The sequence below is a fragment of the Corallococcus sp. AB038B genome (assembly GCF_003668955.1).
Classification (GTDB): domain Bacteria; phylum Myxococcota; class Myxococcia; order Myxococcales; family Myxococcaceae; genus Corallococcus; species Corallococcus exiguus.
This window is the reverse complement of the sequence record NZ_RAWO01000001.1, coordinates 284,976-311,094: the sequence shown is the minus strand read 5'-3', so window position 1 is coordinate 311,094 and position 26,119 is coordinate 284,976. Positions and strand designations below refer to the sequence as shown.

Sequence of the window (26,119 nt, the reverse complement as noted above, 5' to 3'; positions counted from 1 at the left end):
TCACGGGTTCCGCTCCGCGGGCACCCTTCACGTCAGAGGGGAATCCTTTAAACTCGCGTTCGTCATGAACACGACGGATGCACCTTCCCGACGCGAGTTTTTGGAGCAGTGCCTGCGTGATTCCCAGGTCGCTGCGACGCTGATCAACCCCGGCGCGGACATGCCCACGGTGCCGCTGGCGGCGGCGGCGCTGGGCGTGATGCCCGCGCAGATCGTCAAGACCATCGTCTTCGAGGGGAAGAAGGATGCGTCTCGCGCGTGTCTGGCCATCGCGCCCGGCGACATCCGCATCGCCACCGCGAAGGTGGCCGCCGCGCTCCAGCTCACGCAGCTCAAGCTGGCCAGTGCGCAGACGGTTTTGCGGCTGACGGGCTACGCCGTCGGCGGCGTTCCTCCGGTGGGGCACGCGACGCCGCTGCCCGTGGTCATCGACTCGCGCGTGCTCCAGTACGACGTCGTCTTCGGCGGCGGCGGGGATGATCAGCACATGCTGCGCATCTCGCCGCGGGACATCCAGCGGCTCACCGGCGCGGTGGTGGCTGACATCGCCGCGGAGGATGCGGCGGCTTCCCCGGTGGACGCACGATGAGCGCGCAGACCCTGGGCCGCGTTTCGCTGCCACCCCACCCCGTCCTCTTCCGGCTGTTCTACGAACCGGGCTTCGCGGACGACCAGCGCACGGTGCTGCCGCACCTGTTGCGCATCGACGCGGCCCACCTGGTGATGCTCGCGCACCGGGGCATCCTCCCCGCGGAGACCGTGGCGCGCCTGTTGTCCGTCAACCGCGACCTGCGGCTGCGCTCGGACGCGGGTGAGACCGTGTTCGAAACGCCCGCGTCGCACCGCGGCCTCTACCTCACGTACGAGAACGAATACATCCACCGGCTGGGAGGCGAGGTCGGCGGATCCGCGCACGTGGCCCGCAGCCGCAACGACATCAACGCCACCGTGACGCGGATGCGGCTGCGCACGGAGCTCTTGGGCGTGCTCGCCGGCTGCGAGTCCCTGTCGCGCACGCTGAGCACGCAGGCGCACGCGCACGCGCGCACGGTGATGAGCTCCTTCACCCACCAGCAGCCCGCGCAGCCCTCCACCTTCGGCCACTACCTGACGGCGGTGCTGTCGGAGTTCGTCCGCGGCACCGCGTGGCTCGCTGCCAGCTATGGCACCGTCAACCGCAGCCCCATGGGCGCCGCGGCCGGAGGTGGCACGTCGTTCCCCATCGACCCGCACGAGGTCGCGCGGCTGCTGGGCTTCTCCGCGCCGGTGCTCAACTCCGCGGACGCCGTCGGTTCACGGGACTTCGTCATCCAGGTGCTCGGGCCCCTGGCGCTCATGGGCACCACGCTCACGCGGCTGGCCAACGACCTGCAGTCCTGGGCCAGCATGGCCTACGGCTTCCTCGACTGGCCGGATGACCTGGTGAGCACCAGCTCCATCATGCCGCAGAAGCGCAACGCCTTCGTCCTGGAGCACATCCGCGGGCAGGCGGTGCACCCCACCGGCGCGCTGATGAACGCCTTGATGGGCCTGAAGAACACGCCCTTCACCAACAGCGTGGAGGTCAGCGGTGAAGTCTCCGCGCACCTGTGGCCCGCGCTCCGGGGCATCAGCAAGGCGGTTCAGCTGATGGACCTGCTGCTCCAGCACGTGCGCGTCCGCCCGGACGCGATGCGCGCCTTCCTGGTCCACGCGGACACGACGATGACCGCCGTCGCGGATCACCTGGTCGCGCGGCACGGACTCGCGTTCCGCACGGCCCACGACGTGGTGGCCCGGCTCGTGGCGCGCAAGACGGGCGACACGCCCCTCACCGCCGCTGAGGCTCGGCATGGGCTGGAGGCGCTGCTCCTGGAAGTCACCTCGCGCGCCTTCACGCTCGACGAGGCGGAGCTGGCGCGCGCGCTGGAGCCCGCCACCTGCGTGGAGGCGTCAGCCCATGGCGGAGGCCCCGCGCCCGCCTCCGTCCTGGCCCAGCTCGCCGCGCTGGAGGACCCGGGCCTCACCGCCTCACTCCAGGCCTGGCGCGTCGAACAGGAAGACGCGCGCGGACAGCTGGAGCAGGCCGTCACCGCGCTTCTCACCGCCTCCGGATTCCCGACCCCCTAACCCCGCCCGTCCTCCGCCATGCTCAAGGTCTCGTCCGTCCTGGAGTTGATGAAGAACACCCCCCTCGTCTCGCTGCGGGGCCGCGCCGTGAACCGGCCGCGCGCGCAGCTGTGGGGCAAGCTGGAGCTGTCCATGCCCGGGCAGATGAAGGACCGGGTCGCGCTCAAGATGGTGACCGACGCGGAGGCCCGGGGCGACCTTCAGCCCGGCGGCACCATCGTCGAAAGCTCCTCCGGCACCATGGCGGAGGGACTGGCCCGCGTGGGCACCCTCAAGGGCTACCGGGTCATCATCATCACCGACCCGCGCATCGACGTGAGCACCGCCGCCAAGCTGCGGGCGCTGGGCGCCGAAGTCTTCGTGGTGGACGCCTATCACCCCACCGGAGGCTGGCAGCAGTCGCGGCTGGAGCGCCTGCGGGACGTGCTGCGCGACGTGCCCGGCGCCTACTGGCCGCGCCAGTACGACAGCCCCAGCAACCCGGGCGCGTACAACAGCGCCATGGCCCAGGAGTTGACCGAGGCGCTGGGCGGCAACATCGCCGCGCTGGTGGCCAGCGTGGGCAGCGGCGGGTCCCTCAGTGGAACGGCCGCCGCGCTCAAGCAGCGCCTGCCGCACGTGCGCGTGGTGGCCGTGGACGCGGTGGGCTCCGTGCAGTTCCACCAGCCCAACCGCCCCCGTCTCCAGAGCGGCCACGGCAACAGCATCATCGCGGGCAACATCAACTACCGCGTCATCGACGAGGCCCACTGGCTGTCCGACGGCGAGGTGTTCCAGGGCTGCCGTGAGCTGGCCCGGCGCGAGGGCATCTTCGCGGGCGGCTCGTCCGGCGCGGTCTACATCGTGGGCTCGTGGCTCGCGGAGCAGTTCGGCCCGGACGCCCACGTCGTGGGCATCTTCCCGGACAAGGGCGACCGGTACGGGGAGACCATCTACTCGGACGACTATCTGGCGAAGCACCACATCGCCGGCCCGGAGTGCGCCGCCGCCGCGGCCCCGCACGCCATCCGCTACGGCGTGGACGTGGCCGAGCGCTGGAGCCACGCGCCGCTGCCCCACGACGGCGGCGTCCCGTACCACGCGCCCGACATCACCCTCAGCGGCGACCTCACCCGGGAGCTGGGGCTGTGATGCGCGCCCACTTCGCCTTCATCGAGAGCAACACCACGGGCACCGGCAAGCTCGCCGTGGAGCGGCTGGTGGACCAGGGACAGCAGGTCACCTTCATCACCCGTCAGCCCGGCAAGTACCCCTTCCTGGCGAAGCTCGCGGGCAGCCCGGAGCTCCAGGTGCTGGAGGCGGACACGAACGACCGGGAGGCGATGGACGCCTGCGTGCGGGCCCTGACGGCGCGCACGCGCGTGGACGCGCTCCTGACCTTCTCCACGTTCTACGTGCCCCTGGTGGCCTGGCTGGCCGCCCGGTACGGCTTCCGCTACCTCCACCCGGACGCGGCCCGCATCTGCCATGAGAAGCACGAGGCCCGGAAGGTGCTGCGCGCCGCGGGCCAGCCCACCCCGGAGTTCTGGCTCGTCACCTCCGAGGCCCAGGCGCTCCAGGTGAGCCGCGAGGCCACCTACCCTTGCGTGGTGAAGCCCACCGCGGAGAGCGGCAGCACCGGCGTACGGCGCGTGGATTCGCCCGAGGCGCTGCTCGCGCACTACCGGTCGCTCGCGTCGCGCCGGGTGAACGAGCGCGGCCAGGCGCTGGCCGGAGAGGTGCTGGTGGAGGGCTTCCTCACCGGGCCCGAGTTCAGCGTGGAGACCGTGACGCTCGCCCGGGGCGACACGCGCGTCATCGGCGTCACGCGCAAGCACCTGTCCGCGCCGCCCCACTTCGTGGAGCTGGGCCACGACTTCCCGGCGCCCCTCGACGACGGTGAGCGCCAGGCGCTCGAGCGCGCCGTGGTGGCCGCGCTGGACGCGGTGGGCTTCGACCTGGGCCCCGCGCACACGGAGATCCGCCTCTGCGCCCAGGGCCCGGTGGTCATCGAAATCAACCCGCGGCTGGCGGGCGGGATGATTCCGGAGCTGGTGCGCCACGCGACCGGCATCGACCTGCTGACGGTGCTGCTGGAGCAGTTGCTGGGGCGGCCCGTGGACCTGACGCCCCGCCAGAAGGCCACGGCCTCCATCCGCTTCCTCACCGCGTCCGGCACCGGTCGGCTCGCGGCGGTGCACGGCGTGGAGGACGCACGCCAGGAGGACGGCGTGCGCGAGGTGTCCGTGGACAAGGCCCCGGGCGTCACCGTGCGTCCGCCGGAGAGCTCTGGCGACCGACTGGGCCACGTCATCGCGAGCGGCGAAGACCGCGCCCACGTGGAGCGCGCGGTGACGGAGGCGCTGGGGCGGATCCGCTTCGACGTGGTGGCCCCGGAAGCGGCGGCGTGAAGGTCCGCGCGTGAGCCCCCGCCTCGCCAGCCTCGCGGCCGTGGTGCTCACCGCGCTCACCGCCGCCCTCGCCCTGCACTTCGCCTCCGCGCCCACGGCGCTGCCCGCGACAGCGCCTCCGGAGGTGTTCTCCGCGGGGCGTGCGCGCGAACACCTGGCGCGCATCGCGGCCCGGCCACACCCCGTGGGCTCGCCGGCCCACCGCGAGGTGCGCGAGTACCTGGTGGACACCGTGCGCGGCCTGGGCGTCACGCCGGAGGTGCAGGCCATGGCCGCCATCCACCCGGACATGGAGGAGAACTCCATCCCGGGCGCCACCGTCCACAACGTGCTTGCCCACGTGAAGGGCCAGGACAGCCGCGGCGTCATCGCCATCGTCGCGCACTACGACTCCGTGCCCACGTCACCCGGGGCCTCGGATGACGGGGCCGGCGTGGCGGCGATGCTGGAGACGCTGCGGGCGCTGCGCACGGGCCCGCCGCTGCGCAACGACGTCCTCTTCCTTTTCACGGACGCGGAGGAGACGGGGCTCGTGGGGGCGCGGGCGTTCGCGTTCCATCACCCGCTGGCGGACCAGGTCTCCGTGGTCCTCAACTTCGAGGCCCGGGGCTCGCACGGACCCTCGCTGATGTTCCAGCCGGGCCCCGGCAACCGCTGGCTCATCCAGCACCTGGCGCGCTCGGGGGCACCCGCCCAGGCCAGCTCGCTGTTCGACGAGGTGTACCGGCGGCTGCAGAACGACACGGACTTCACCGTCTTCCTCCAGCAGGGGAAGACGGGCCTCAACTTCGGCTTCCTCGACGGGTTCATGCGCTACCACGCGCGCACGGATGACCTCGCCCACTTCGGCCTGGACAGCCTCCAGCACCACGGAGAGGTGATGCTCGCGCTCGCGCGGCACCTGGGCGACGACGCGCTGGAGCCGGCGCCTCCGGAGGACGCCGTCTATTTCAACGCCGGGCCCTTCCTCGTGCACCACCCTGCCACCTGGGCCGCGCCCATCGCGCTGCTGGCGCTGTTCGCGGTGGCGGCCGCGCTCGTCATGGGACTGCGCCGGGGCCGGCTGCGCGCGTCCGGACTGACGTGGGGCGCGGGCGCGGTGCTCGCTTCGGCGGTGGCGGGCGCGGCGGCGGTCCAGGCCGCGTGGTGGGGGGTGCTGCGCATTGACGGGGGACTGAGCGTGCTGCCGCAGGGCGACGCCTACCACGGCGACCTCTTCATCGCGGGGCTGCTGGCGCTCACGCTGTCGGCGGTGGTCGGCGTCCAAGCACTCTTCATGCGCAGGGCACGCGCGGAGGAGCGAGTAGCGGGGTCCGTCCAGTCGCTCTCCTCGCACGGGGCACCCGCGGAGGAGCGAGTAGCGGGGGCCGCCCAGTCGCTCTCCTCGCACGGGGCACTCGCGGAGGAGCTGGTGGCGGGGGCGCTCGCGGTGTGGGCCGTGCTGGGAGTGGCCAGCGCATTCGCGGCGCCGGGCCTCAGCTACCTGTTCGCGGTGCCTGCCTTCGTGGGCGCGTTGGCGCTCGGAGGACGGCTTCGCGGGTCGCCGGAGCACCCCTCCGCGCGAGGCCGCCTGCTGCTGGCCGTGAGCGCCATTCCGGCCCTGATGCTGTGGGTGCCGCAGGTGCTCAACCTCTACGTCGCGCTGACGCTCGCCCTGGCACCGGTGGCGACGCTGGCGGTGGCGCCCTGGCTCGCGATGCTGTGGCCGCAGATCTTCGCGCCCACGGTGCGGCCTGGCCGGAGGGTGGCGCTGCCCATGCTCGCGCTGGCGTGCGTACTCCTGGGCGTGGGCGTGGTGCGGGAGCGCTTCGACGCGAGCGACCCGCGCCCCAGCAGCGTCGCCTACGCCGTGGATGCAAACCGGGGCGAGGCGTACTGGCTCTCCAGCGACTTCGAGGTGGACGCGTGGGCCTCGCGCTTCGTGAGCGCGGATGCTCCGGCGCGCCGCCTGGACAGCTACCTGCCCCGCTTCTGGCGCGACGTGCGCGTGGCCCCCGCGCCCCACCGGCCCCTGCCGGCCCCCAGCGTGCGCGTGTCGCGAGACGAGACGCGGGACGGATTGCGGCGGCTGGTGCTCCACGTGGAGTCCGTGGAGCGCGCGCCCCTGCTCCAGGTCCGGTTCGGCGCGGGCACGCCGCTGCGAGCGCTGACCATCGCCGGCCAGCCGGTGGACGCGAGCGCCGTGGCCCGGCTGCGCGACGTGCCGGGCGGCGGTCTGCTGGAGTACTGGGACGTGCCCCCCGGAGGCCTGCCGCTGGAGCTCACCGTGCCCGAGGGCACGAAGGTCCAACTCCGCGCGACCACCGTGCGCTTCGACCTGGACCAGGCCCCCGGCACTCCCGCGGCCCAACGTCCGGAGGACACCATGCCGGTGCCCTTCGGCTTCGCGGTGACGGACGAGACACTGGTGAGCGTGACGGGCGAGTACTGACGCGATTCAGAGTCCCGGCACGGCCCCGCGCAGCTTCCGCCACAGCACCTGGATGACGGCGGGGTAGCCAGCGCGGATGAAGAGGTGCCCCCCAGGCAGCATGTGCTGGGAGAACGCGCCGCGCGTCCGCTCGCGCCACGCGGCCAGCTCCTCCCGGGAGACGGCCGCGTCATCCAGCCCTCCGAAGGCGGAGAGAGGAACGTCCACCGGCTCACCGGGCCCGGGGGCCGCGCTCTCCGCCAGTTGGAGGTCCGCGCGCAGCAGGGGGCCCCACGCCTCCAGGAGCCCCGCGTCCGGGAGCCCGTCGAAGGCCCCCGCGCCCAGCTGGCGCACCACCTGGAGGAACTCCGGCTCCGGCAGCGCGTGCAGCAGGGGGCCCGTGCGCGGCAGGCCGGGCGCGGGCGCGCCGGACACGAAGAGGTGCAGCGGCGCGGGCCCGCCCCTCTGGCGCAGGCGCCGCGTCCACTCGAAGGCCACCAGCGCCCCCAGGCTGTGCCCGAAGAAGGCGAACGGCCGGTCCTCCAGCCAGGGCGACAGCGCCGCGTCCATTTCGTCCAGCAGCGCGGGCAGCGACGTGAGGGGCGGCTCCGCCAGGCGCTCCTCACGGCCCGGCGGCTGCACCGCGGCCAGCTCCATGCCCTCCGGCAGCACGCCGGCCCAGGGCCGGAACACGGACGCGCCACCGCCCGCGAACGGGAAGCAGAACAGGCGCACGCGGGTGCCAGCGCGGACCCGGTGCAGGGGCAACCAGGAGGAAGTCACCCCTCTCTTCTACCCTTCCCCCCTGCACCCCTGGAATCATGGCCCCATGGCTCCCTCCAAAGAACTGCATGAAGCCAACCGGCGCTCGTGGAACGAGGCCACCCCGGCCCACAACAGCCACAAGGGCGACCAGGCCCGCGCCCTGCGCGAAGGCCACTTCACCCTCTTCCCCGAGGAACAGGAGCTGGTGGGAGACGTGCGGGGCCAGTCGCTGGTGCACCTGCTGTGCAACAGCGGGCAGGACACGCTGAGCTTCGCCGCGAAGGGCGCGCGCGTGACGGGCGTGGACATCAGCGACGAGGCCGTCGCGTTCGCGCGCTCGCTCTCCGAGGCGTCCGGCCTCCCGGGCACCTTCGTGCGGCAGGACGTCTACGACTGGCTCGCCGCCGCCTCCGCGGAGGGCACGCGCTACGACGTCGCCTTCTCCTCCTATGGCGCGATGTGCTGGCTGTCCGACCTGGGCGCCTGGGCCCGGGGACTCGCGGGTGTGCTCGCGCCAGGAGGCCGCTTCGTCGTCGTCGACTTCCATCCGCTGGCGCTCACGCTCGACGAACAGTGGAGGCTCCACTACCCCTATGGTGGAGGCGTGCACGTGGAGACCTCTGGCGTGACGGACTACGTCGCGCAGGCACAAGAGGCGCTCGTGCCCTGGGGCTTCAAGGAGGGCGTGAAGGACTTCCGCAATCCGCATCCGGACCACACGTTCCAGTGGGGGCTGGGGGAGATCATCACCGCCCTGCTGTCCGCGGGCCTGCGCCTGGAGGCCCTCCGCGAGTACCCCTACGCGAACGGCGCGCGCCTCTTCCCCCGCATGCGCGAGACAGAGGGCCGCCGCATGTGGCCACCGGAGGAGTTGCCCACCCTCCCGCTGATGTTCGGACTCGTGGTGAGCAAGCCGGCTTGAGCCTCGCGCCTACTCCCCACCTCCTTGTTCGCATCCTGGAATTTGTCTATTTCCAGACATGTGGGGATTTCCATCCGGGTGCGGGGACTGCACAAAGAGTTCGGTGATGTGGCTGCCGTTCGGGGCCTCGACCTGGAGGTCCGCACCGGCGAGTGCTTCGGACTCCTGGGCCCCAACGGCGCGGGCAAGACGACGACGCTGGAGATCCTCGAGGGACTCCAGACGGCCACCCGGGGCGAGGTGGAGGTGCTGGGCCGCACCTGGGAGAAGGCCGGGAACGCGCTGCGCGAGCGCATTGGCGTGGTGCTCCAGGAGAACCTCCTCTCCGACAAGCTGACGGTGCGCGAGACGCTGGAGCTCTTCCGGTCCTTCTATTCGCAGGGACCGGACACGGAGGAGCTGCTGGCGCTGCTCCAGCTCACGGACAAGTCCGACAGCTGGGTGGTGCGGCTGTCCGGCGGCCAGCGGCAGCGGCTGTCCATCGCGTGCAGCCTGGCGGGCGACCCGGAGCTCATCTTCATGGACGAGCCCACCACGGGCCTGGATCCACAGTCGCGCCGGGCGCTCTGGCAGCTCATCTCCGCCTTCCGCTCGCGCGGGCGCACCGTGGTCTTCACCACGCACTACATGGACGAGGCGGAGCAGCTCTGCGACCGCGTGGCGGTGGTGGACAAGGGCCAGGTCATCGCGGTGGGCACGCCCGCGGAGCTGGTCGCGTCCCTGGGCGGAGAGCACGTGGTGGAGCTCACCACGCAGCCCGCGCTGGGCCCGCCGGACTTCGAGTCCGTGTCCGGGGTGACGGCCGCGCGCACCACGCTCACGGGCCGCCTGGCGCTGTCGGTGTCGCGGCCCCACCTGGCGCTGCCCTCCATCCTGGCGCGCATCGCGGAGCGCGGCGCGGAGCTGTCCGGGCTGACCACGCGCAACGCCACGCTGGAGGACGTCTTCGTGTCCCTGACGGGGAGGAACCTGCGTGACTGAGCCCACCATGGACGCGGTCGCTGGCGCGCGGCCCGCGCGGGGACGGCGCATGCCGCCGCTGGCGCGCCTGACGCTCACCCGGTTGCGGGAGTTCATCCGCGAGCCGGGCACGATCTTCTGGACGTTCGTCTTCCCCATCCTCCTCACGGTGGCGCTGGGCAGCGCGTTCAACCACGGCGTGACGCCGCGCACGCGCGTGGCGGTGGTGGACGGGCCCGGCGCCGAGCGCGTCGCCGCGGCCCTGGCCGCCCACCCGGGCCTCACGCCCGAGCGCGTCCCGGCCTCCGAGGCGGGCGCGGGCCTGCGGACCGGCCGGTTCGCGCTGCAGGTGACGCCTCCGGAGCAGACCGGGGGCGCGCTGGCCTACCGCTTCGACCCCACCCGCCCGGAGTCTCCCGCCACGCGCACCTTCGTGGACGACGTGCTCCAGCGCGACGCGGGCCGCGCCGACGCGCGCCCCGTGAAGGACGACGCGGTGAGCGCGCCCGGCACGCGCTACGTGGACTGGCTGGTGCCCGGCCTCGTCGGCATGAACGTGATGGCCGGCAGCATGTGGGGCATCACGTTCGTCATCGTCCTGGCCCGGCAGCGCCGGCTGCTCAAGCGCTTCGCGGCCACGCCCATGCGCCGCCCGGAGTACCTGCTGTCCTTCGCGCTGGCGCGGGTGGTGTTCGTGCTGTGCGTGGACCTGCCGCTCGTGCTGGGCTTCGCGCGCGTGACGTTCGGCATGCCCATCCACGGCTCGCTCGCGGCGGTGGCGGCGGTGGCGCTGGCGGGGACGTTCGCCTTCAGCGGGCTGGCGTTCCTGTGCGCCTCGCGCGCCCGCACCAGCGAGACGGCCGTGGGCCTCATCAACATGGTGATGGTGCCCATGATGGGGCTGGCGGGCATCTTCTTCGCCTCCAGCCACTTCCCGGACGCGGTCCAGCCGCTCATCCGGGCGCTGCCCCTGAGCGCGATGAACGCCTGCATGCGCGCCGTCATCAACGAAGGCGCGCCGCTGTCCGCGCTGCTGCCGGACCTGGCCATCCTGGGCACGTGGGGCTCCGCGTGCTTCGCCCTGGCCGTGCGCCTGTTCCGCTGGACCTGAGCACTCCTCACCATGCCTCTCGTTTCCCGTCCGCGTTCCACGGCGCCCGTCGTCATGGGGCTCCTCACCCTGCTCTGGGCCGCCTCGCCGCGCGCGGAAGGGCCGCCCGCGTCCGGGGCCATCCAGGCCCGGCGCACGCTCAAGCCCATCCAACTGGACGGCCGGCTGGACGAGGCGGAGTGGGCGCAGGCGCCGCTGTTCGACCGCTTCGTGCAGACCTTCCCGAAGAACGGCGCGGCGCCCAGCGAGCGCACCGACCTGCGCGTCCTCTACGACGACGACAACCTCTACGTCGGCATCGTGGCGCGCGACTCGCAGCCCCTGCTCATCAACCGCCAGTTGGGGCGCCGGGACCGGCCCCCGGAGTCGGACTCCGTCACGGTGATGGTGGACAGCGCGCACGACCACCGCACCGCGTACGCGTTCACGGTGAACGCGGGCGGCATCCTCCGGGACGTCCTCTACTTCGAGGACATCAAGTACACGGAGGACTGGGACGCGGTGTGGGACGGCGCCGCCGCGGACCTGCCGGACGGGTGGTCCGCGGAGCTGGTCATCCCCCTGCACCTGCTGCGCTTCCCGGAGGCGCCCACGCACACCTTCGGGCTCGCGGTGCGCCGGCAGCTGGCCCGCACGCGGGAGGTCATCGACTCCACCCTCCTGCCGCGCAACGACAACGCCTTCGTGTCCCGCTTCGGGCACCTGGAGGGCCTGGAGCGCATCCCGTCCCGCAGCGGCGTGCAGCTGACGCCCTACGTCGCCGCGCGCTTCGGCATGAGCCCCCGCTACGCGGACCCGGCGCGGCCCACGCCCCGGCTGGGCTCCCCGTCCGCGGACGTGGGCGTGGACCTGCGCGCGGCGCTCACCAGCGACCTGACGCTCACCGCCACGGTGAACCCGGACTTCGGACAGGTGGAGGCGGATCAACTCATCCTCAACCTCAGCACCTTCGAGCAGTTCTTCCCGGAGAAGCGCCCCTTCTTCCTCCAGGGCATGGACGTCTTCCAGCCGGTGGGGGACTCCTCGCAGACGCTCTTCTACACGCGGCGCATCGGCCTGGAGACGCCCATCCTGGCGGCGGTGAAGCTGACCGGAAACCTCACCGACACGCTCCAGGTGGGCGTGCTGGACGCGGTGGTGATGGGCCCCTCCGCGCCCCGGACGGGCGAGGACGGCGAAGCGCCGCCGGACCGGCGCATCCGCTTCCACCCGTCCCGGCCGCTGCACCTGGGCCCCAACAACGCGCTGCCCGCGCAGGCCGGCGCCGCGCAGAACTTCCTCACCGTCGTGCTGCGGCAGCAGCCCGTCACCGGCGTGTCCGTGGGCGGCACGTTCGCTGCGGCGACGCCCCTGTCGGACCTGTGCGCGGGCGGCCTGCCCCAGGACCCCGCCGAGCGCGACGCGTGCCGGGTGGCCGGAGGGAACGCGGCGGCGCTGGACTGGGACGTGCGCAGCACGGACGGAGCCTGGGGCGTGCGCGGCCAGCTCACCGGCTCGCGCGTGGCGGGAGGCCCGGAGGCGGGGCGTGCCTTGCGCGACGGCACGCTCCTGCTCCCGGGGGACCTGGGCCTGGGCACCTACGTGAGCGGCGGCAAGCAGGGCGGTGAGCCCTTCCGCTTCGACGTGGGCTACGAGTACCTGTCGCCGCGCCTGGAGCTGAGCACCACGGGCTACCAGCCCACCCAGAACCTCCAGGAGGCGTCAGGCCGGGTGTCCTTCGTGCGGCCCACCGGCTTCGGGCCGCTGCTGGACTTCTCCTCCTCCGTGCAGGGCATCACCCGTTGGACTACGGACGGGCGCGGCATCCGCCTCAGCCACAAGCTCACGGTGGGCGCGCTGGCCACGCTGCCCGGCTTCCACGCCGTGGAGTGCGAGCTGGGCCAGCTGACCGGGCGCAGCGACATCCGCGAGATTCCCCTCACCGGCATCCCCTACGAGCGCCCGCCGTACCGGTACGCGGCGTGCGCGGGCTCCACGGACAAGAACCGCGCCCTCTCCTTCCAGTTGGACGGCTACGTGGGCCGCATCTCCGCCCCGGCGCCCCTGCCCTCCAAGACGGGCGGCGGCGGCGCGGTGACGATGACGTGGCGCCCCACGCCGCGCCTGGAGACGCAGCTGACCAGCGAGCTGCTGACCAACCTGGACGGGCCCCGCTACGTGGGGGACGAGGACGGCCGGCTCGTGTTCGGCCAGCTGCACCCGCGCGCCGTGTCCTTCACGCTGCGCCAGTTGCTGGTGCTCACCCCGCGGCTCACGCTCCAGGCGTACGCGCAGTTCTTCTCCGCGTACGGCCGCTATGGCCCCTTCTTCGAAGGAACCCCGGACGCGAACGGCCGGCTGCCGCTCGCGCGGCTGACGCCCACCACGACCGCGCTGGACCCGGACTTCCACGAGTCCGCGCTCAACCTCAACGCCGTGCTGCGTTGGGAGTACCGGCTGGGTTCCACGCTGTACTTCGTCTACTCACGCGCCCAGACGGAGCTGCCCACCACGCCGGGCACCACCCAGGTGACCCGCCTGGCGCCCAACCAATTGCTGGACGGCGCCACCACGGACACCTGGTTGTTGAAGTGGTCCCACCAGTGGGGGCTTTGAGACGTATCAGGTCCGGCGCCCACCCCATCCCCCGCGGATGCAAGGGATTGGGCGGGCGCCAGCCCTCAAAGCCAACTCAAGCCGTGGGGCGCTCGTCTGAATACAGGGAACCCGCCAGGACATCCATGCTCCGGATGGCCCCGCGAATCTCTTCCAGGAAGGGACGGCTCAGGTCTCCCTTCAGGCCGTCCGTGCAGAAGCTGGCGTAGATGTCATTGACCACCTGCTGGAGGTGGTTGGCCTTCTCCACGGGGTTGTCCATGGGCTTGAGGAACTCCGCCTCCAGCCGCGCGAAGGCCTGGCGGCCCTGCTCGCCCACGCCCCGCTCGTTCGCCAGCTTCCAGGCGATGTGCTGGAGGCGGTAGTCGGTGTGGAAGTTGTCCGCCAGGAAGCGCAGGTACCGGTTGCGGCGGAAGCGCATGGTCAGCGCCATGCTGGTGTCCATGTACTCGAAGTAGTGCCACATCAGGGCGGGCATGAAGAGCGTCTCGCCGGTGCGCACCACCGCCTGATAACCCCCGACGTAACGCACGAAGTTGTCGTTCTCCTCCTGGCTGAGTCCTTCCGGGCTGAGCGCGCTGTTGTTACGCATGGGCAGGATCTTCCGCGACGACGTGGGCGGCACCAGCACCACGCGTTTCTCCCCCCAGAGCTGGTACTGGAAGATGTTCTTGTAGTCCGCGTCGAAGTGCATGTGGGTGAAGTTGCCCGTGTTACCCAACCACAGCATCGACATGTACTCGTCGGGTTCCCCCGGGTCCGGCTGACAGTACTCGGGGATGGTGTATCCAGCCTCCACCTTCTGGATCATCGACCGGGGGACCTCCGCGCAGACCAGACGGCTGTCAGGGTCCTTTGCCACCATCTCCAGGTAGCCGTTCACCGTGCTCTGGTTCTTCCCGATGTCGGAGAAGGTGAAGTCCTTCGAGATGAGCATCGACAGCATGCGGGTGAAGTATTCCTCGTGGCCCTCCTGCACCACGACGGGCATGTCCCCCAGTTCCTTGCGGGCGATGTCCAGGCTGGACAGCCGGCTGATGGGCTGCCCCTCGAACAGGTTCGTGATGATGACGGGCTTCTGCTTCCGCACGTACTCGTCGAGGAAGACTTCGCGAGTAGGGGCCTTGATGCGCTCGATGTTCTCGTACATCCGCTCTCCAGAGAGGCCCGGTATTGGTTTTGAAACCTGCATGGTTGTCTTTGGGCTGAAAACAACCAGTTCTCAAGGAATTTACAGGCTTCGAATATATCAATGCAAGATTTGACAGACACACTTTAGCCGTGACACATGAATGTCGTTTCCCAAGCCATACATCGCGTGGAGCTCGACGACATGTCACCAGCCAGCCTGGTTGAACTCCTGCGCCTTCGTGCCAACGAAGCGCCAGGACATCAGGGCTACACCTTCCTGGTGGATGGCGAATCCGAAGAAGCGGCGCTCACCTATGGCGAGTTCGACCGGCAGGCGCGTGCCCTTGGCGCCTGGCTCCAGGCGAACGGGGCGCGGGGGGAGCGGGCGCTGTTGCTGTTCCCGCCGGGCAACGAGTACCTGACGGCCTTCTTCGGGTGCCTGTACGCGGGCGTGGTGGCGGTGCCGGCGTATCCGCCGGACGTGACGCGCCTCAACCGCAGCCTGCCGCGCCTGGAGGCGATGGTGCGCGACGCGCGGGCGCGCTTCGTGCTCACCACGGAGATGATCCACGGCATGGCCGGGATGCTCTTCGAGCAGGCGCCGGAATTGGCGGGGCTCACCTGGGTGGCCACGGATGCGCTGGCGCCGGGGTTGGAGGACGGCTGGAAGGACCCGGGCGTCACGGGGGACGCGCTGGCGTTCCTCCAGTACACGTCCGGCTCCACGGGCAGCCCCAAGGGCGTGATGCTGACGCATCGCAACCTGCTGGCGAACCTGGCGCTCATCCACCGCGCGTTCGGCCACTCGCGCGACAGCCGGGGCGTCATCTGGCTGCCGCCGTACCACGACATGGGGCTCATCGGCGGGCTGCTCCAGCCGCTCTACGGCGGCTTCCCCGTCGTGCTGATGTCGCCCATCGCGTTCCTGCAGCGCCCCTTCCGCTGGCTGCAGGCGGTGTCGCGCTACGGGGCCACGACGAGCGGCGGTCCCAACTTCGCCTACGACCTGTGCGTCCGGAAGGTGAGCGCCGAGGAGCGCGCGACGCTGGACCTGAGCCGCTGGAAGGTGGCCTTCAACGGCGCGGAGCCCATCCGGCCGGAGACGCTGGAGCGCTTCCACGAAGCCTTCGCGCCGCAGGGCTTCCGCAGGGAGGCCTTCTACCCCTGCTACGGGCTGGCCGAGTCGACGCTCATCGTCACCGGGCACGCGCTGGGCACCGCGCCGGTGACGGACGGCGTGAACCTGGTGGGCTCCGGCCGGGTGCTGGAGGGGAACACGGTCCGGCTGGTGGACGCGCGTACCGCCCGCGAGTGCGCGCCCGGTGAGGAGGGCGAAATCTGGGTGGCGGGCGCCAGCGTGGGCCAGGGCTATTGGGAGCGGCCGGAGGAGAGCGCGCGCGTCTTCCACGCGCGCGTGGAGGGCGGGGGCTCGGACGACGCTCGCTACCTGCGCACCGGCGACCTGGGTGTGCTGCGCGGCGGCGAGCTGTTCGTCACCGGGCGCATCAAGGACCTCATCATCCTGCGCGGGCGCAACCTGTACCCGCAGGACGTGGAGTCCACCACGGTGCGCGTGCACCCCGCGCTGCGGCCGGGCTGCACCGCGGCGTTCTCCGTGGAGCTGGAGGGCGAGGAGCGGCTGGTCATCGTGCAGGAGGTGGACGCGCGCCACGCCGGCACGGACCTGGAGGCGCTGGCCCGGAGCATCCGCGAGGCCGTGGCGCTGGCGCACGACGCCCAGGCCCATGACGTGGTGCTCATCCAGGGCGGCTCCCTGCCGAAGACGTCCAGCGGCAAGGTGCAGCGGTACGCGTGCCGGCAGGCGTGGCTCGCCGGGGAGCTGGAGGTGCTGGGCCAGAGCACGCTCCAGGCCTCCGTTCCGCCCGTGCCCACGCTGCGTCCGGAGCAACTGCTCGCGCTCCCGGAGCCGGAGCGCGCTGCGCTCTTGGAGGCGTCGCTGGTGGACGCGGTGGCGGCGAGGCTGCGCCTTCCGCGCACGCACGTCGACGCGGAGAGGACGCTCATCAGCCTGGGGCTGGACTCGCTGGCGACGGTGGAGCTCAAGAGCGACCTGGACGCGTGGCTGGGCACGGACACGTCCCTGGCGCGGCTGATGGACTCGGTGAGCCTGCGGGCCCTGGCGCGGGAGCTGGTGGGCTCGCTGGGACAGCGGCCACTCGCGCCCACGGCGTCGGGGGACGCGCTGGGACGCCACCCGGTGTCCGAGGGACAGAAGGCGCTCTGGCTGGCGCAGCGCCTGGCGCCGGACAGCACCGCGAACCACCTCGCCTTCGCGGTGCGCTTCCACACGCCCGCGGACGTGGCCACGCTGCGCGAGGCGCTGGCGCGGCTGGTGGCGCGGCACCCGGCCCTGCGCACCACCTTCCACCTGGAGCACTCGGGTGAGCTCGTGCAGCAGGTGCACCCGGCCTCGGGCACCACGCTCCATCTGGAGCGCGGTGAGCTGGTGCAGCGGGCGGACGCGTCCCCGAACACCACGCTCCACCTGGAGCACGGTGCGCTCGTGCAGCGGGAGGATGCGGCCCCGCGCACCACGCTCCACCTGGAGCACGGTGCGCTCGTGCAGCGGGAGGATGCGGCCCCGCGCACCACGCTCCACCTGGAGCACGGTGAGTTCGTGCAGCGGGCGGACGCGGCCAGGGGCGGAGGGCTCCTGGAGGACGCGACCTCGCTTCCGCTGGAGGACGCTCCGCTGCGGCGCGCGCTGGCGGCGGACGCGTCACGCCCGTTCTCGCTGGAGCAGGGGCCGCTCTTGCGCGCCTCGCTGTACGCCCACGCTGGCGGCGGCCAGGTGCTGCTGCTCGCGGCGCACCACCTCATCCTGGACCTGTGGTCGCTGGCGCTGCTGGCGGAGGAGCTGCACGGGCTCTATCCCGCGTTGAAGGAGGGACGGGACTCCGCGTCCCTAGCTCCGGTCCTGCGGCAGTCGGACTTCGCCCGCTGGCAGCGCCCGTTCATGGAGGGTCTCGAGGGCGAGCGGCTGTTCGCGTACTGGCGCCAGCGGCTGGATGGCGTGCCGGACGTCCTGGAGCTGCCCACCGACCGCGCCCGTCCCCCGGTGCGCGCGTTCCGGGGCGCCGCGTGCACCTTCCGGCTGGACGCGGACCTGACGCGGCGGCTTCGCGCGCTGGCGCGTGAAGAGGGCACGACGCTGTTCTCGCTGCTGCTCGCCGCGTGGCAGGTCCTCCTCGCCCGGCATGCGGGACAGGAGCGCTTCGCGGTCGGCTCGCCCGCGGCGGGGCGCACGCGCGCGGGACTGGAGGACGTCGTCGGCTACCACGTCAATCCCGTGGCGCTGGTGGCGGACCTGTCCGGGGACCCGTCCTTCCGCGCGCACCTGGGCCGGGTCCGGCGCACGGTGCTGGAGGCGCTGGAGCACCAGGAGTTCCCCTTCCCCCTGCTCGTGGAACGCCTGCGGCGTCCGCGCGACGCGAGCCGGTCTCCGTTGTTCCAGGCGGTGTTCGCCTGGGAGCAGCCGCACCGGCGCGAGGAGCTCACCCCGCTGGTGCTGGGCCTTCCTGGCGTGCGCGTGCGCTTCGCGGGTCTGGAGGCGGAGAGCGTGCCGGTGGAGCTGGGCACCGCGCAGTTCGACCTCGCGCTCCAGATGGCGGATGCGCCGAGCGGGTTGGACGGCGCGCTCCGCTACGACACGGACCTCTTCGACGCGGACACCGCCGGGCGCATGGTGGCGCGCTTCACGTGCCTGCTCGCGGGCATCGCGGCGGACGTGGACCAGCGCGTGTCGGCCCTGCCTCTGCTGCCGGACGCGGAGCAGGAGCGCGTGCGTACGTTCAGCGCGGGGGCTCTGGCGCCCGCGTCCTTCACCCCCGTTCACCACGCCATCGCGTCACACGCCGCGCTCGCGCCCGACTCGCTGGCCATCGCTTCGGACGGGCGACAGTGGACGTACGGAATGCTGGAGCGCCAGGCCCGCGTGCTCGCGCGAAGGCTGCGCCAGCTGGGCGTGGGTCCGGACGTGCGCGTCGGCGTGCTGATGCACCGCTCGCCCGAACAGGTGCTCGCGCTGCTGGGCGTCCTCAAGGCGGGCGGCGCGTACGTGCCGATGGATCCGGATGCACCGCGGGCGCGGTTGGAAGCACTGCTGGAGGACGTGGGCGCGGCGGTGGTGCTCACGACGCCAGAGCTGCGCTCACGGCTGCCCGCGTCCGCGCGGGTGCTGGACGACGTGACGGCCGCGGCCCACGACGTGCCGGACACCTCGCTGGACGTCACGCCCGACGCGGATCACCTCGCCTACGTCATCTATACGTCCGGCTCCACCGGGCGGCCCAAGGGTGTGCAGCTCACGCACGGCGGACTGGCCCACTTCGCGGGCTGGTACCAGCGGACCTTCGGGCTGTCGCCCTCGGCGCGGGCCACGCACCTGTCCACGCCGGTCTTCGACGCGTCCGTGCTGGAGGTGTGGCCCGCGCTCATCGCGGGCGCCAGCCTGCACCTGCCCGGCGATGACGTGCGTGCCATGCCGGAGCGGCTCGTCGCGTGGCTCGCCGCCGAGCGCATCACCCACACCTTCCTCACCACGGCCCTGGCGGAGGGCGTGCTCGGACAGGCGTGGCCCCAGTCGCTCGCCCTGCGCGAGCTGACCACCGGCGGTGACCAACTGCACCGGCGCCCCTCCGCGCACACTCCCTTCCGCGTCACCAACCTCTACGGTCCCACCGAAGGCACCGTGGCCGCCACCTTCGCCCCGGTCGAGTCCGGGGACGTGGCGTCCGGCCTGCCCACCATCGGCCGGCCGCTGGACGGCGTGCGCGTGCACATGCTCGACGCGGAGCTGCGGTCCCAGCCGCTGGGGGTCGCGGGCGAGCTGTGCATCGGCGGGCCGGGCGTGGCTCGTGGTTACCTGGACCGCCCCGACCTCACCGCCCGCGCCTTCGTGCCGGATCCCTTCAGCGCGGTCCCCGGCGCGCGCCTGTACCGGACCGGAGACCTCGCGCGCCTGTTGCCGGAAGGCGAGCTCCAGTTCCTGGGCCGGCTCGACCATCAGGTGAAGCTGCGCGGCTTCCGCATCGAACTGGGGGAGATTGAATCCGTCCTCCAGCGTCACCCGGACGTGCGGCAGTGCGTGGTCGCGGTGCGTGACGAACCTCCCGCGGGCAAGCGCCTCGTCGCCTACGTCGTCGCCGCGCCGGACGCGGTGCTCACCGGAGCCGCGCTGCGCGAGCACGTGCGCCGCGAGCTGCCGGAGGTGATGTGCCCCGCGGCCTTCGTGCTCCTGCCCGCGCTGCCGCTGACCCCCACGGGCAAGGTGGACCGTCAGGCCCTGCCCGCGCCCGAGCTGGAGCGCTCCACGTCCCCGGAGGACGCGGCGCCGCGCACCGCCACGGAGCAGTCGCTCGCGGGACTCTGGGCGGAGCTGCTCGGCGGGGCCGTGGGCCTGCACGAGGACTGGTTCGCGATGGGCGGCCACTCGCTGCTGGCCGCGAGGCTGCTCGCTCGCGTGCGCGAGGTGTTCGGGGTGGAGCTGCCCCTGCGCACGCTGTTCGAGGCGCCCACGGTGGCCTCGCTCGCCGCGCGCATCGACGGGGGCGTGCGCGCTCCGGTGCGAGGACCCACGCTGACGCACCGGAAGGACCGCGCACCGGAAGCGCCGCTGTCCTACGCGCAGGAGCGGCTGTGGTTCCTGGACCAGTTGGAGCCCGGCGACGCGCGCTACCACCTGCCCGCGGCGGTACGCCTCCAGGGTCCGCTGGATGTCGCGGCGCTGCGCCGAGGCCTGGATGAAGTGGTCCGCCGCCACGAGGCGCTGCGCACCACCTTCTCCCAGCACCAGGGCCGCGCCGTTCAGCGCGTCCATGCGCACGTCCCCTTCGAACTGCCCGAAGTGGACCTGGGCGGCCTGTCCCCGGAGGCGCGCGACGCGGAGGTGCACCGGCTCGCGAAGCATGAGGCCCGCGCTCCGTTCCCGCTCGCCCAAGGCCCCCTGCTGCGTGGGCGGCTGCTGAGGCTGGGCCCTGACGAGCACGTGCTGCTGCTGACGCTCCACCACATCGTCGCGGATGGCGAGTCCGTCGCCGTGCTGCTGCGAGAGTTGGGCGCGCTGTACGCGGCGTTCTCCACGGGCGTCCCTCCGGCGCTCGCACCGCTGCCGCTCCAGTACATCGACTTCGCGCTGTGGCAGCGGGAGTGGCTGGCGGACGGCGTGCTGGAGCGGCAGCTCGCGCACTGGAAGCAGCGGCTGGCGGGCGCCCCCGGCGTCCTGGAGCTGCCCACGGACCGGCCCCGGCCCGCGGTGCGGACGCTCGCGGGCGGCCGTCACGCGGTCCATCTCCCGGCGGCGCTCGCCGGGGGACTCGCGGAGCTGGGCCGGCGCGAAGGCGCCACGCCGTTCATGACGCTGCTGGCGGCGTTCCAGACGCTGCTGCTGCGCTACACGGGCCAGGACGACCTCGTCGTGGGCTGCCCGCTGTCCAACCGCACGCGCGTGGAGACCGAAGGGCTCATCGGCTTCTTCGTCAACACGCTGCCCCTGCGCACGGACGCCTCTGGCAACCCCTCCTTCCGCCAGCTGCTGGGCCGGGTGCGCGAGTCCGTGCTCGCGGCGCACGAGCACCAGGACGTGCCCTTCGAGAAGCTGGTCGAAGCGCTCGCGGTGGAGCGCGACCTGGGTCGCACGCCGCTCTTCCAGGTCGCGTTCTCCTACCAGGACGCGCCCCTGCCCTCCCGCGCCCTCCAGGGGCTGCGCCTGACGCTCCTGGAGTCTGAATCCGCTCCGGCGAAGTTCGACCTGAACCTCGCGCTGGAGCGCGGCGAGGACGGCCGGCTGACCGCGCGCTTCGAATACGACGCGGACCTCTTCGACGCGGCCTCCATCGCGCGCCTCGCGGGGCACTTCCAGGAGCTGCTGACCAGCATCGCCGCGGATCCCGACGGCCGCGTGGGCGACCTGTCCCTGATGACGGCGGAGGAGCGGCACACGCTGCTCCACGGGTGGAACCCGCGCCCGGTGGCGCCGCCGTCCCACGTCCCCGTGCACTCGCGCTTCGGGGCCTGGGCGGAGCGCACGCCGGACGCGCTCGCGGTGGCCTTCGCGGGTGAGTCGCTCACCTACGGCCAGCTCGAAGCCCGCGCGAACCGGCTGGCCTGGCACCTGCGCGGCCTGGGCGTGGGGCCCGACGTGCCCGTGTCGCTCTGTCTGGAGCGCTCGACCGCGTTCGTCGAAGCGGCGCTGGGCGTGCTCAAGGCGGGCGGCGCCTACGTTCCGTTGGACCCTTCCGCGCCCCCGGAGCGGCTCCAGTCCATCCTGGAGGACGTCCGCGCGCCGGTGCTCCTGGCCTCGCGGAACACCGCCGCGCTGGCGCTTCCGCCGGACTGCCGGTGCCTGCTCGCGGAGGACGGCTTCGGCGCCGCCGGTGCGCCCGCGCACGCCCCGCCGGAGCTCACGGGTCCACGCCACCTGGCGTACGTCATCTACACGTCGGGCTCCACCGGCCGCCCCAAGGGCGTGGAGCTGGAGCACGCGGGACTGGCCCACCTGGTGGACTGGCATCAGCGGACCTACGCGCTGACGCCGGAGGACCGCACGACCCAGGCTGCCGGGCCCGCGTTCGACGCCGCCGTGTGGGAGCTATGGCCCACCCTCACGGCGGGCGCCAGCCTCCACATCGTGGAGGACGAGGTGCGCGGCGTGCCGGAGCGCCTCGTCGCGTGGCTCACCGATGAGCGCATCACCCGCTGCTTCCTGCCCACGCCGCTCGCGGAGGCGGTGCTCACGCAGCCGTGGCCCGCGCACGCGGCGCTGCGGACGCTGCTCACCGGCGGAGACCGGCTGCACCGGGGCGCGCCCGAAGGCACACCGTTCCAGTTGATCAACCACTACGGCCCCACGGAGTGCACGGTCGTCGCCACCAGCGGACAGGTCTCCGCGGGCGCCGTGAACCCGCCCATCGGGCGCCCCATCGCGAACACCCAGGCCTACGTCCTGGACGCGCGCCAGCAGCCCGTCCCCGTGGGCGTCCCTGGCGAGCTGTGGTTGGGCGGCCTGGGGCTCGCGCGCGGCTACCTGAACCGTCCGGAGCTCACCGCGCGCGCCTTCGTTCCGCACCCCTTCGACGCGCGCGACGGCGCCCGCATCTATCGCACCGGCGACCGGGTCCGCTTCCTGCCGGACGGGGCGCTCGAGTTCCTGGGCCGCGCCGACACGCAGGTGAAGCTGCGCGGCCTGCGCCTCGAACTGGGAGAGGTGGAGTCGCTCGCGATGGAGCACCCCGCCGTGCGGCAGGCCATCGCGACGGTCAGCGAAGAGGGGCCCGGCGGCAAGCGGCTGGTGCTCCACGCGGTGGTGGCGCCGGGACAAGCGTGCACGGAAGGCGACCTCAAGGCCCACCTGCGCCGCCGGCTGCCGGAGTCCCTGGTCCCGTCCGCCATCCTGTTCCTGGACGCGCTCCCGCTCACCCTCAACGGGAAGGTGGACCGTCGCGCGCTGCCCGCGCCGGACGCCACGCCTCGCGCGGACGGTGTGGCCCCCCGAGACGCCACGGAGCAGCGGCTGGCGGACATCTGGACGGAGCTGCTCGGGGCTCCCCGGGTGGGCGTCCACGACGACTTCTTCGAGCTGGGCGGCAACTCGCTGCTCGCCACCCAGGTCATCTCGCGCGTGCGCGAATCCTTCGGCGTGGACGTGCCCCTGCGCAGCGCCTTCGAGGCGCGCACCGTGGCCGCGCTCGCGCAGGTCGTCTCACGGCAGGCGGAAGTCCGGAAGCAGCCCGTCCTCACGGCGCGCGCGCCAGCTGAGGCGCTGCCCCGGGTGGAGGGGCTGTCCGAGGCGGAGCTGGACGCACTCATCGCTGAGCTCGAAAGCGGAGAAATCGAATCATGAGTGACGAGAAGCAGTCCTCCGCGTTGGAGGAGAAGCGCGCCCGCGCCCGGGCCCTCATCCAGCAGCGCGCGGCGAAGCCTCGGGCCTTGCCGCCCTCCTTCGCCCAGCAGCGGCTGTGGTTCCTGGATCGGCTGGAGCCGGGCAGCCACCACTACGGCATCCCCTTCGCCGTGCGCCTCAGCGGAACGCTGGAGAGAAGCGCCCTGGAGAAGAGCTTCCAGGAGATCGTCCAGCGCCACGAATCCCTGCGCACGACCTTCCAGGCCCGCGAGGGCGAGGCCGTGCAGGTCGTGGGGCCCACGCCGGAACTGCCGCTGCACGTGGTGGACCTGGGCGGGCTGGACGCGCAAGAGACCGCGCGCCGCGTGCGGGAGCTGACCGCCGAGGACGTGGCCGCGCCCTTCGACCTGGAGCGCGGTCCGTTGATCCGCTGGAAGCTGCTGCGCCTGTCGGACGCCGAGCACATCCTGCTGCTGTCGATGCACCACATCGTCTCCGACGGCTGGTCCATTGGCGTGTTCGTGCGCGAGCTGGCAGCGCTGTACGCGGCCTTCCTCCAGGGCGCGCCCTCGCCGCTCCCGCCGCTCACGGTGCAGTACTCCGACTTCGCCCGCTGGCAGCGCGACTGGCTCCAGGGCGACGTGCTGGAGGAGCAGCTCGCGTACTGGCGCGCGCACCTGGCGGACGCGCCCACCGCGCTGGGCCTTCCCACGGACCGGCCGCGTCCTCCGGCCCAGACCTTCCGCGGCACGCAGCTGCCCCTGGGTGTGTCCCCGGCTGTCACCGCCGCGCTCAATGCCCTGTCCCGCCAGGAGGGCGCCACGCTGTTCATGACCCTGCTGGCCGCGTGGCTGGTGCTGCTCCAGCGCTACACGCGCCAGGACGACCTCGTCGTCGGCACGCCCATCGCCAACCGCAACCGCGCGGAGACCGAGGGGCTCATCGGCTTCTTCGTCAACACGCTGCCCCTGCGCACGAACCTCTCCGGCGACCCGCGCTTCACGGACCTGATGGGCCGCGTGCGCGAGACGGCCCTGGGCGGCTTCGCCCACCAGGACGTCCCCTTCGAGAAGCTGGTGATGGACCTGCGCGTGAAGCGGGACCTGAGCCGCTCGCCGCTCTTCCAGACGATGTTCGTCCTCCAGAACGCGCCGCTCCAGCCGCTGGCGCTCCCGGGGCTCACGCTGACGAACCTGGACCTGGAGACGGACACCGCCAAGTTCGAGCTCACCCTGACGCTGGTCGAGACGTCGGGCGCGTTGACGGGCTGGCTCGAATACAACACGGACCTCTTCGACGCCTCCACCGCCCACCGGCTGGCGCGGGCCTACGAGCGCCTGCTGGAAGGCATCGCGGCGGATCCGGAGCGCCGAGTCTCCGCGCTGCCGCTGATGGACGCGGCCGGCCGCCAACAAACGCTGGAGTCCTTCCACCCGCCCGCGGTGCCGCTGTCCCCGCGCCCCCTGCACGTCCTCTTCGAGGAGCAGGCACGGCGCACGCCGGACGCCATCGCGGTGGAGTGCGAGGACGACCTCCTCACGTACGCGGAGCTGGAGCGCCGGGCCAACCGGCTCGCGCACCTGCTGCTCGCATCCGGCCTGGAGCCCGAGGAGCGCGTGGCGTTGTGCCTGCCCCGCTCGACGGAGGTACTGGTCGCGATGCTCGCGGTCATGAAGGCCGGCGGCGCCTTCGTGCCAATGGACGCCGGCGCTCCCACGCAGCGGCTGGCCCTGATGGTCGCGGAGTGCCGCGCCCGCTACGTGCTCGCGCCCGCCTCGCTCGCGGTCAAGCTGCCGGTGCCGCCGGAGGCGCGCCTGGAGCCCGGCGCGTGGCGGCAGGAAGGCCTACGGGAGACGCCTCCCGCGCGGACCGCCCACCTGGAGCAACTGGCCTACGTGGTGCACACCTCCGGCTCCACCGGCGTGCCCAAGGGCGTGATGATCTCCCACGCGGGCATCGCCAACCGGATGCTCTGGGAACAGCATGCGCTGCCCATCGGACCGGAGGACCGCGTCCTCCAGGTGGCCTCGTTCGGCTTCGACGCCTCCATCTGGGAGTTCTTCCGCGCGCTGCTCGCGGGGGCCCGCGCGGTGATGGTGCGAGACGGCGCGCACCAGGACAGCCGCTACATCGCGGACCTCATGGCCCGGCGCGGCGTCACGCAGATGAACGTGGTGCCGTCGCTGCTGCGCGTGGTGCTGGAGGAGCCGCGCATGGGGGACTGCCGCGCGCTGCGCACGGTGGTCTGCGGAGGCGAGGCGCTGACGACGGACCTGGTGGACCGGCTGGCGGAGCACTCCTCCGCGACGCTCTTCAACTTCTATGGCCAGACGGAGGTGTCCATCGACGCCACGTGGTTCACCTGCGCGCCCGGCATGGCGCGCAAGGCGGTGCCGCTGGGCCAGCCGCTGGGCAACATGAAGATGCACGTGCTGGACGTGCGCGGACAGCCCGTTCCCCCGGGCGCGCCCGGCGAGGTGTACCTGGGCGGACCGGGCCTGGCGCGGGGCTACTTCCTGCGGCCGGACCTGAGCGCGGAGCGCTTCGTGCCGGACCCCTTCGGCCCTCCGGGTTCACGCCTGTTCCGCACCGGCGACCTGGCCCGCCAGCTGCCGGACGGCGAGCTGGAGTTCCTGGGGCGCGGCGACCACCAGGTGAAGATCCGCGGCGTCCGCGTGGAGCTGGGCGAGATTGAAGCAGCGCTCCGCCAGCACCCCGCCATCCAGGACGTGGTGGTGCTCGCGCGCGAGCAGGCCGTGGAACCCGAGCCCCCCGCGATGGATCCGCGCCTGCTCCCGCTGGAGCCGCCCCCGCGCGGCCCGTCCCCGCATCCCCTGCCCTGACCCTCACCCCCCCCGCGGAGAAG

The 26,119-nt window shown here is 72.5% G+C and carries 13 protein-coding genes; 11 read left to right on the top strand and 2 right to left on the bottom strand.

All coding sequences use genetic code 11. The features are described 5' to 3' along the window. The first annotated feature begins 64 nt into the window (after nucleotides 1-64). Genes D7Y04_RS01330 through D7Y04_RS01310 form a run of 5 tightly spaced genes read left to right on the top strand, consistent with a single transcriptional unit; the run spans nucleotide 65 to nucleotide 6,930 of the window. Nucleotides 65-589, top strand: a complete 525-nt coding sequence (locus tag D7Y04_RS01330) for an aminoacyl-tRNA deacylase (RefSeq protein WP_233601221.1) — start codon at nucleotides 65-67, stop codon at nucleotides 587-589. Beyond that, on the top strand, nucleotides 586-2,109 hold the full coding sequence (gene argH, locus D7Y04_RS01325) for an argininosuccinate lyase (protein WP_233601220.1): 1,524 nt from the start codon (nucleotides 586-588) through the stop codon (nucleotides 2,107-2,109). Before D7Y04_RS01330 ends, argH begins: the two co-directional genes overlap by 4 nt. A gap of 48 nt (nucleotides 2,110-2,157) precedes the next feature. Then, nucleotides 2,158-3,240: a cysteine synthase family protein gene (locus D7Y04_RS01320; RefSeq protein ID WP_301540758.1), complete on the top strand. Its 1,083-nt coding sequence runs from the start codon at nucleotides 2,158-2,160 to the stop codon at nucleotides 3,238-3,240. Next, nucleotides 3,240-4,499 (top strand): ATP-grasp domain-containing protein, encoded by a 1,260-nt coding sequence (locus D7Y04_RS01315; RefSeq protein WP_121758080.1) that lies wholly within the window; start codon nucleotides 3,240-3,242, stop codon nucleotides 4,497-4,499. The genes D7Y04_RS01320 and D7Y04_RS01315 overlap by 1 nt, the downstream gene beginning before the upstream one ends. Before the next feature lie 10 nt (nucleotides 4,500-4,509). After that, nucleotides 4,510-6,930, top strand: coding sequence for a M20/M25/M40 family metallo-hydrolase (locus D7Y04_RS01310; RefSeq protein WP_121758079.1), 2,421 nt, complete (start codon nucleotides 4,510-4,512; stop codon nucleotides 6,928-6,930). 6 nt (nucleotides 6,931-6,936) lie between these two features. On the opposite strand, the gene D7Y04_RS01305 is transcribed toward D7Y04_RS01310, so the two are convergent. After that, nucleotides 6,937-7,692 (bottom strand): thioesterase II family protein, encoded by a 756-nt coding sequence (locus D7Y04_RS01305; protein WP_120597858.1) that lies wholly within the window; start codon nucleotides 7,690-7,692, stop codon nucleotides 6,937-6,939. A 46-nt stretch (nucleotides 7,693-7,738) separates the two neighbouring features. On the opposite strand from D7Y04_RS01305, the gene D7Y04_RS01300 reads away from it, so the two are divergent. From D7Y04_RS01300 to D7Y04_RS01285, 4 genes are all read left to right on the top strand, one after another. Beyond that, on the top strand, nucleotides 7,739-8,596 hold the full coding sequence (locus D7Y04_RS01300) for a class I SAM-dependent methyltransferase (RefSeq protein ID WP_121758078.1): 858 nt from the start codon (nucleotides 7,739-7,741) through the stop codon (nucleotides 8,594-8,596). Between the two features lie 108 nt (nucleotides 8,597-8,704). Continuing rightward, nucleotides 8,705-9,577 (top strand): ABC transporter ATP-binding protein, encoded by an 873-nt coding sequence (locus D7Y04_RS01295; protein ID WP_233601219.1) that lies wholly within the window; start codon nucleotides 8,705-8,707, stop codon nucleotides 9,575-9,577. Continuing rightward, on the top strand, nucleotides 9,570-10,667 hold the full coding sequence (locus D7Y04_RS01290) for an ABC transporter permease (protein ID WP_233601218.1): 1,098 nt from the start codon (nucleotides 9,570-9,572) through the stop codon (nucleotides 10,665-10,667). The genes D7Y04_RS01295 and D7Y04_RS01290 overlap by 8 nt, the downstream gene beginning before the upstream one ends. 12 nt (nucleotides 10,668-10,679) lie before the next feature. Then, nucleotides 10,680-13,262, top strand: a complete 2,583-nt coding sequence (locus tag D7Y04_RS01285) for a DUF5916 domain-containing protein (RefSeq protein ID WP_121758077.1) — start codon at nucleotides 10,680-10,682, stop codon at nucleotides 13,260-13,262. Between the two features lie 76 nt (nucleotides 13,263-13,338). Here D7Y04_RS01285 and D7Y04_RS01280 read toward each other — a convergent pair whose 3' ends face one another. Further along, the gene (locus D7Y04_RS01280) at nucleotides 13,339-14,412 is read right to left on the bottom strand and encodes a cupin-like domain-containing protein (RefSeq protein ID WP_158620747.1); all 1,074 of its coding nucleotides are present in this window, start codon (nucleotides 14,410-14,412) and stop codon (nucleotides 13,339-13,341) included. 183 nt (nucleotides 14,413-14,595) lie between these two features. Between D7Y04_RS01280 and D7Y04_RS01275 the strand changes: the two genes are divergently transcribed. Together D7Y04_RS01275 and D7Y04_RS01270 are read left to right on the top strand one after the other, a co-directional pair. Beyond that, on the top strand, nucleotides 14,596-23,253 hold the full coding sequence (locus D7Y04_RS01275; RefSeq protein WP_158627441.1) for a non-ribosomal peptide synthetase: 8,658 nt from the start codon (nucleotides 14,596-14,598) through the stop codon (nucleotides 23,251-23,253). Beyond that, complete coding sequence (locus tag D7Y04_RS01270; protein WP_121758075.1) at nucleotides 23,250-26,096, top strand: amino acid adenylation domain-containing protein; 2,847 nt, start codon at nucleotides 23,250-23,252, stop codon at nucleotides 26,094-26,096. Before D7Y04_RS01275 ends, D7Y04_RS01270 begins: the two co-directional genes overlap by 4 nt. Nucleotides 26,097-26,119: the final 23 nt, after the last annotated feature.

What these genes read in the sequence shown, in the direction of transcription:
- D7Y04_RS01330 (WP_233601221.1), top strand. Translation starts at nt 65, where the DNA reads ATGAACACGACGGATGCACCTTCCCGACGCGAGTTTTTGGAGCAGTGC.
- argH (WP_233601220.1), top strand. Translation starts at nt 586, where the DNA reads ATGAGCGCGCAGACCCTGGGCCGCGTTTCGCTGCCACCCCACCCCGTC.
- D7Y04_RS01320 (WP_301540758.1), top strand. Translation starts at nt 2,158, where the DNA reads ATGAAGAACACCCCCCTCGTCTCGCTGCGGGGCCGCGCCGTGAACCGG.
- D7Y04_RS01315 (WP_121758080.1), top strand. Translation starts at nt 3,240, where the DNA reads ATGCGCGCCCACTTCGCCTTCATCGAGAGCAACACCACGGGCACCGGC.
- D7Y04_RS01300 (WP_121758078.1), top strand. Translation starts at nt 7,739, where the DNA reads ATGGCTCCCTCCAAAGAACTGCATGAAGCCAACCGGCGCTCGTGGAAC.
- D7Y04_RS01285 (WP_121758077.1), top strand. Translation starts at nt 10,680, where the DNA reads ATGCCTCTCGTTTCCCGTCCGCGTTCCACGGCGCCCGTCGTCATGGGG.
- D7Y04_RS01280 (WP_158620747.1), bottom strand. Translation starts at nt 14,412, where the DNA reads ATGTACGAGAACATCGAGCGCATCAAGGCCCCTACTCGCGAAGTCTTC.
- D7Y04_RS01275 (WP_158627441.1), top strand. Translation starts at nt 14,596, where the DNA reads ATGTCACCAGCCAGCCTGGTTGAACTCCTGCGCCTTCGTGCCAACGAA.
- D7Y04_RS01270 (WP_121758075.1), top strand. Translation starts at nt 23,250, where the DNA reads ATGAGTGACGAGAAGCAGTCCTCCGCGTTGGAGGAGAAGCGCGCCCGC.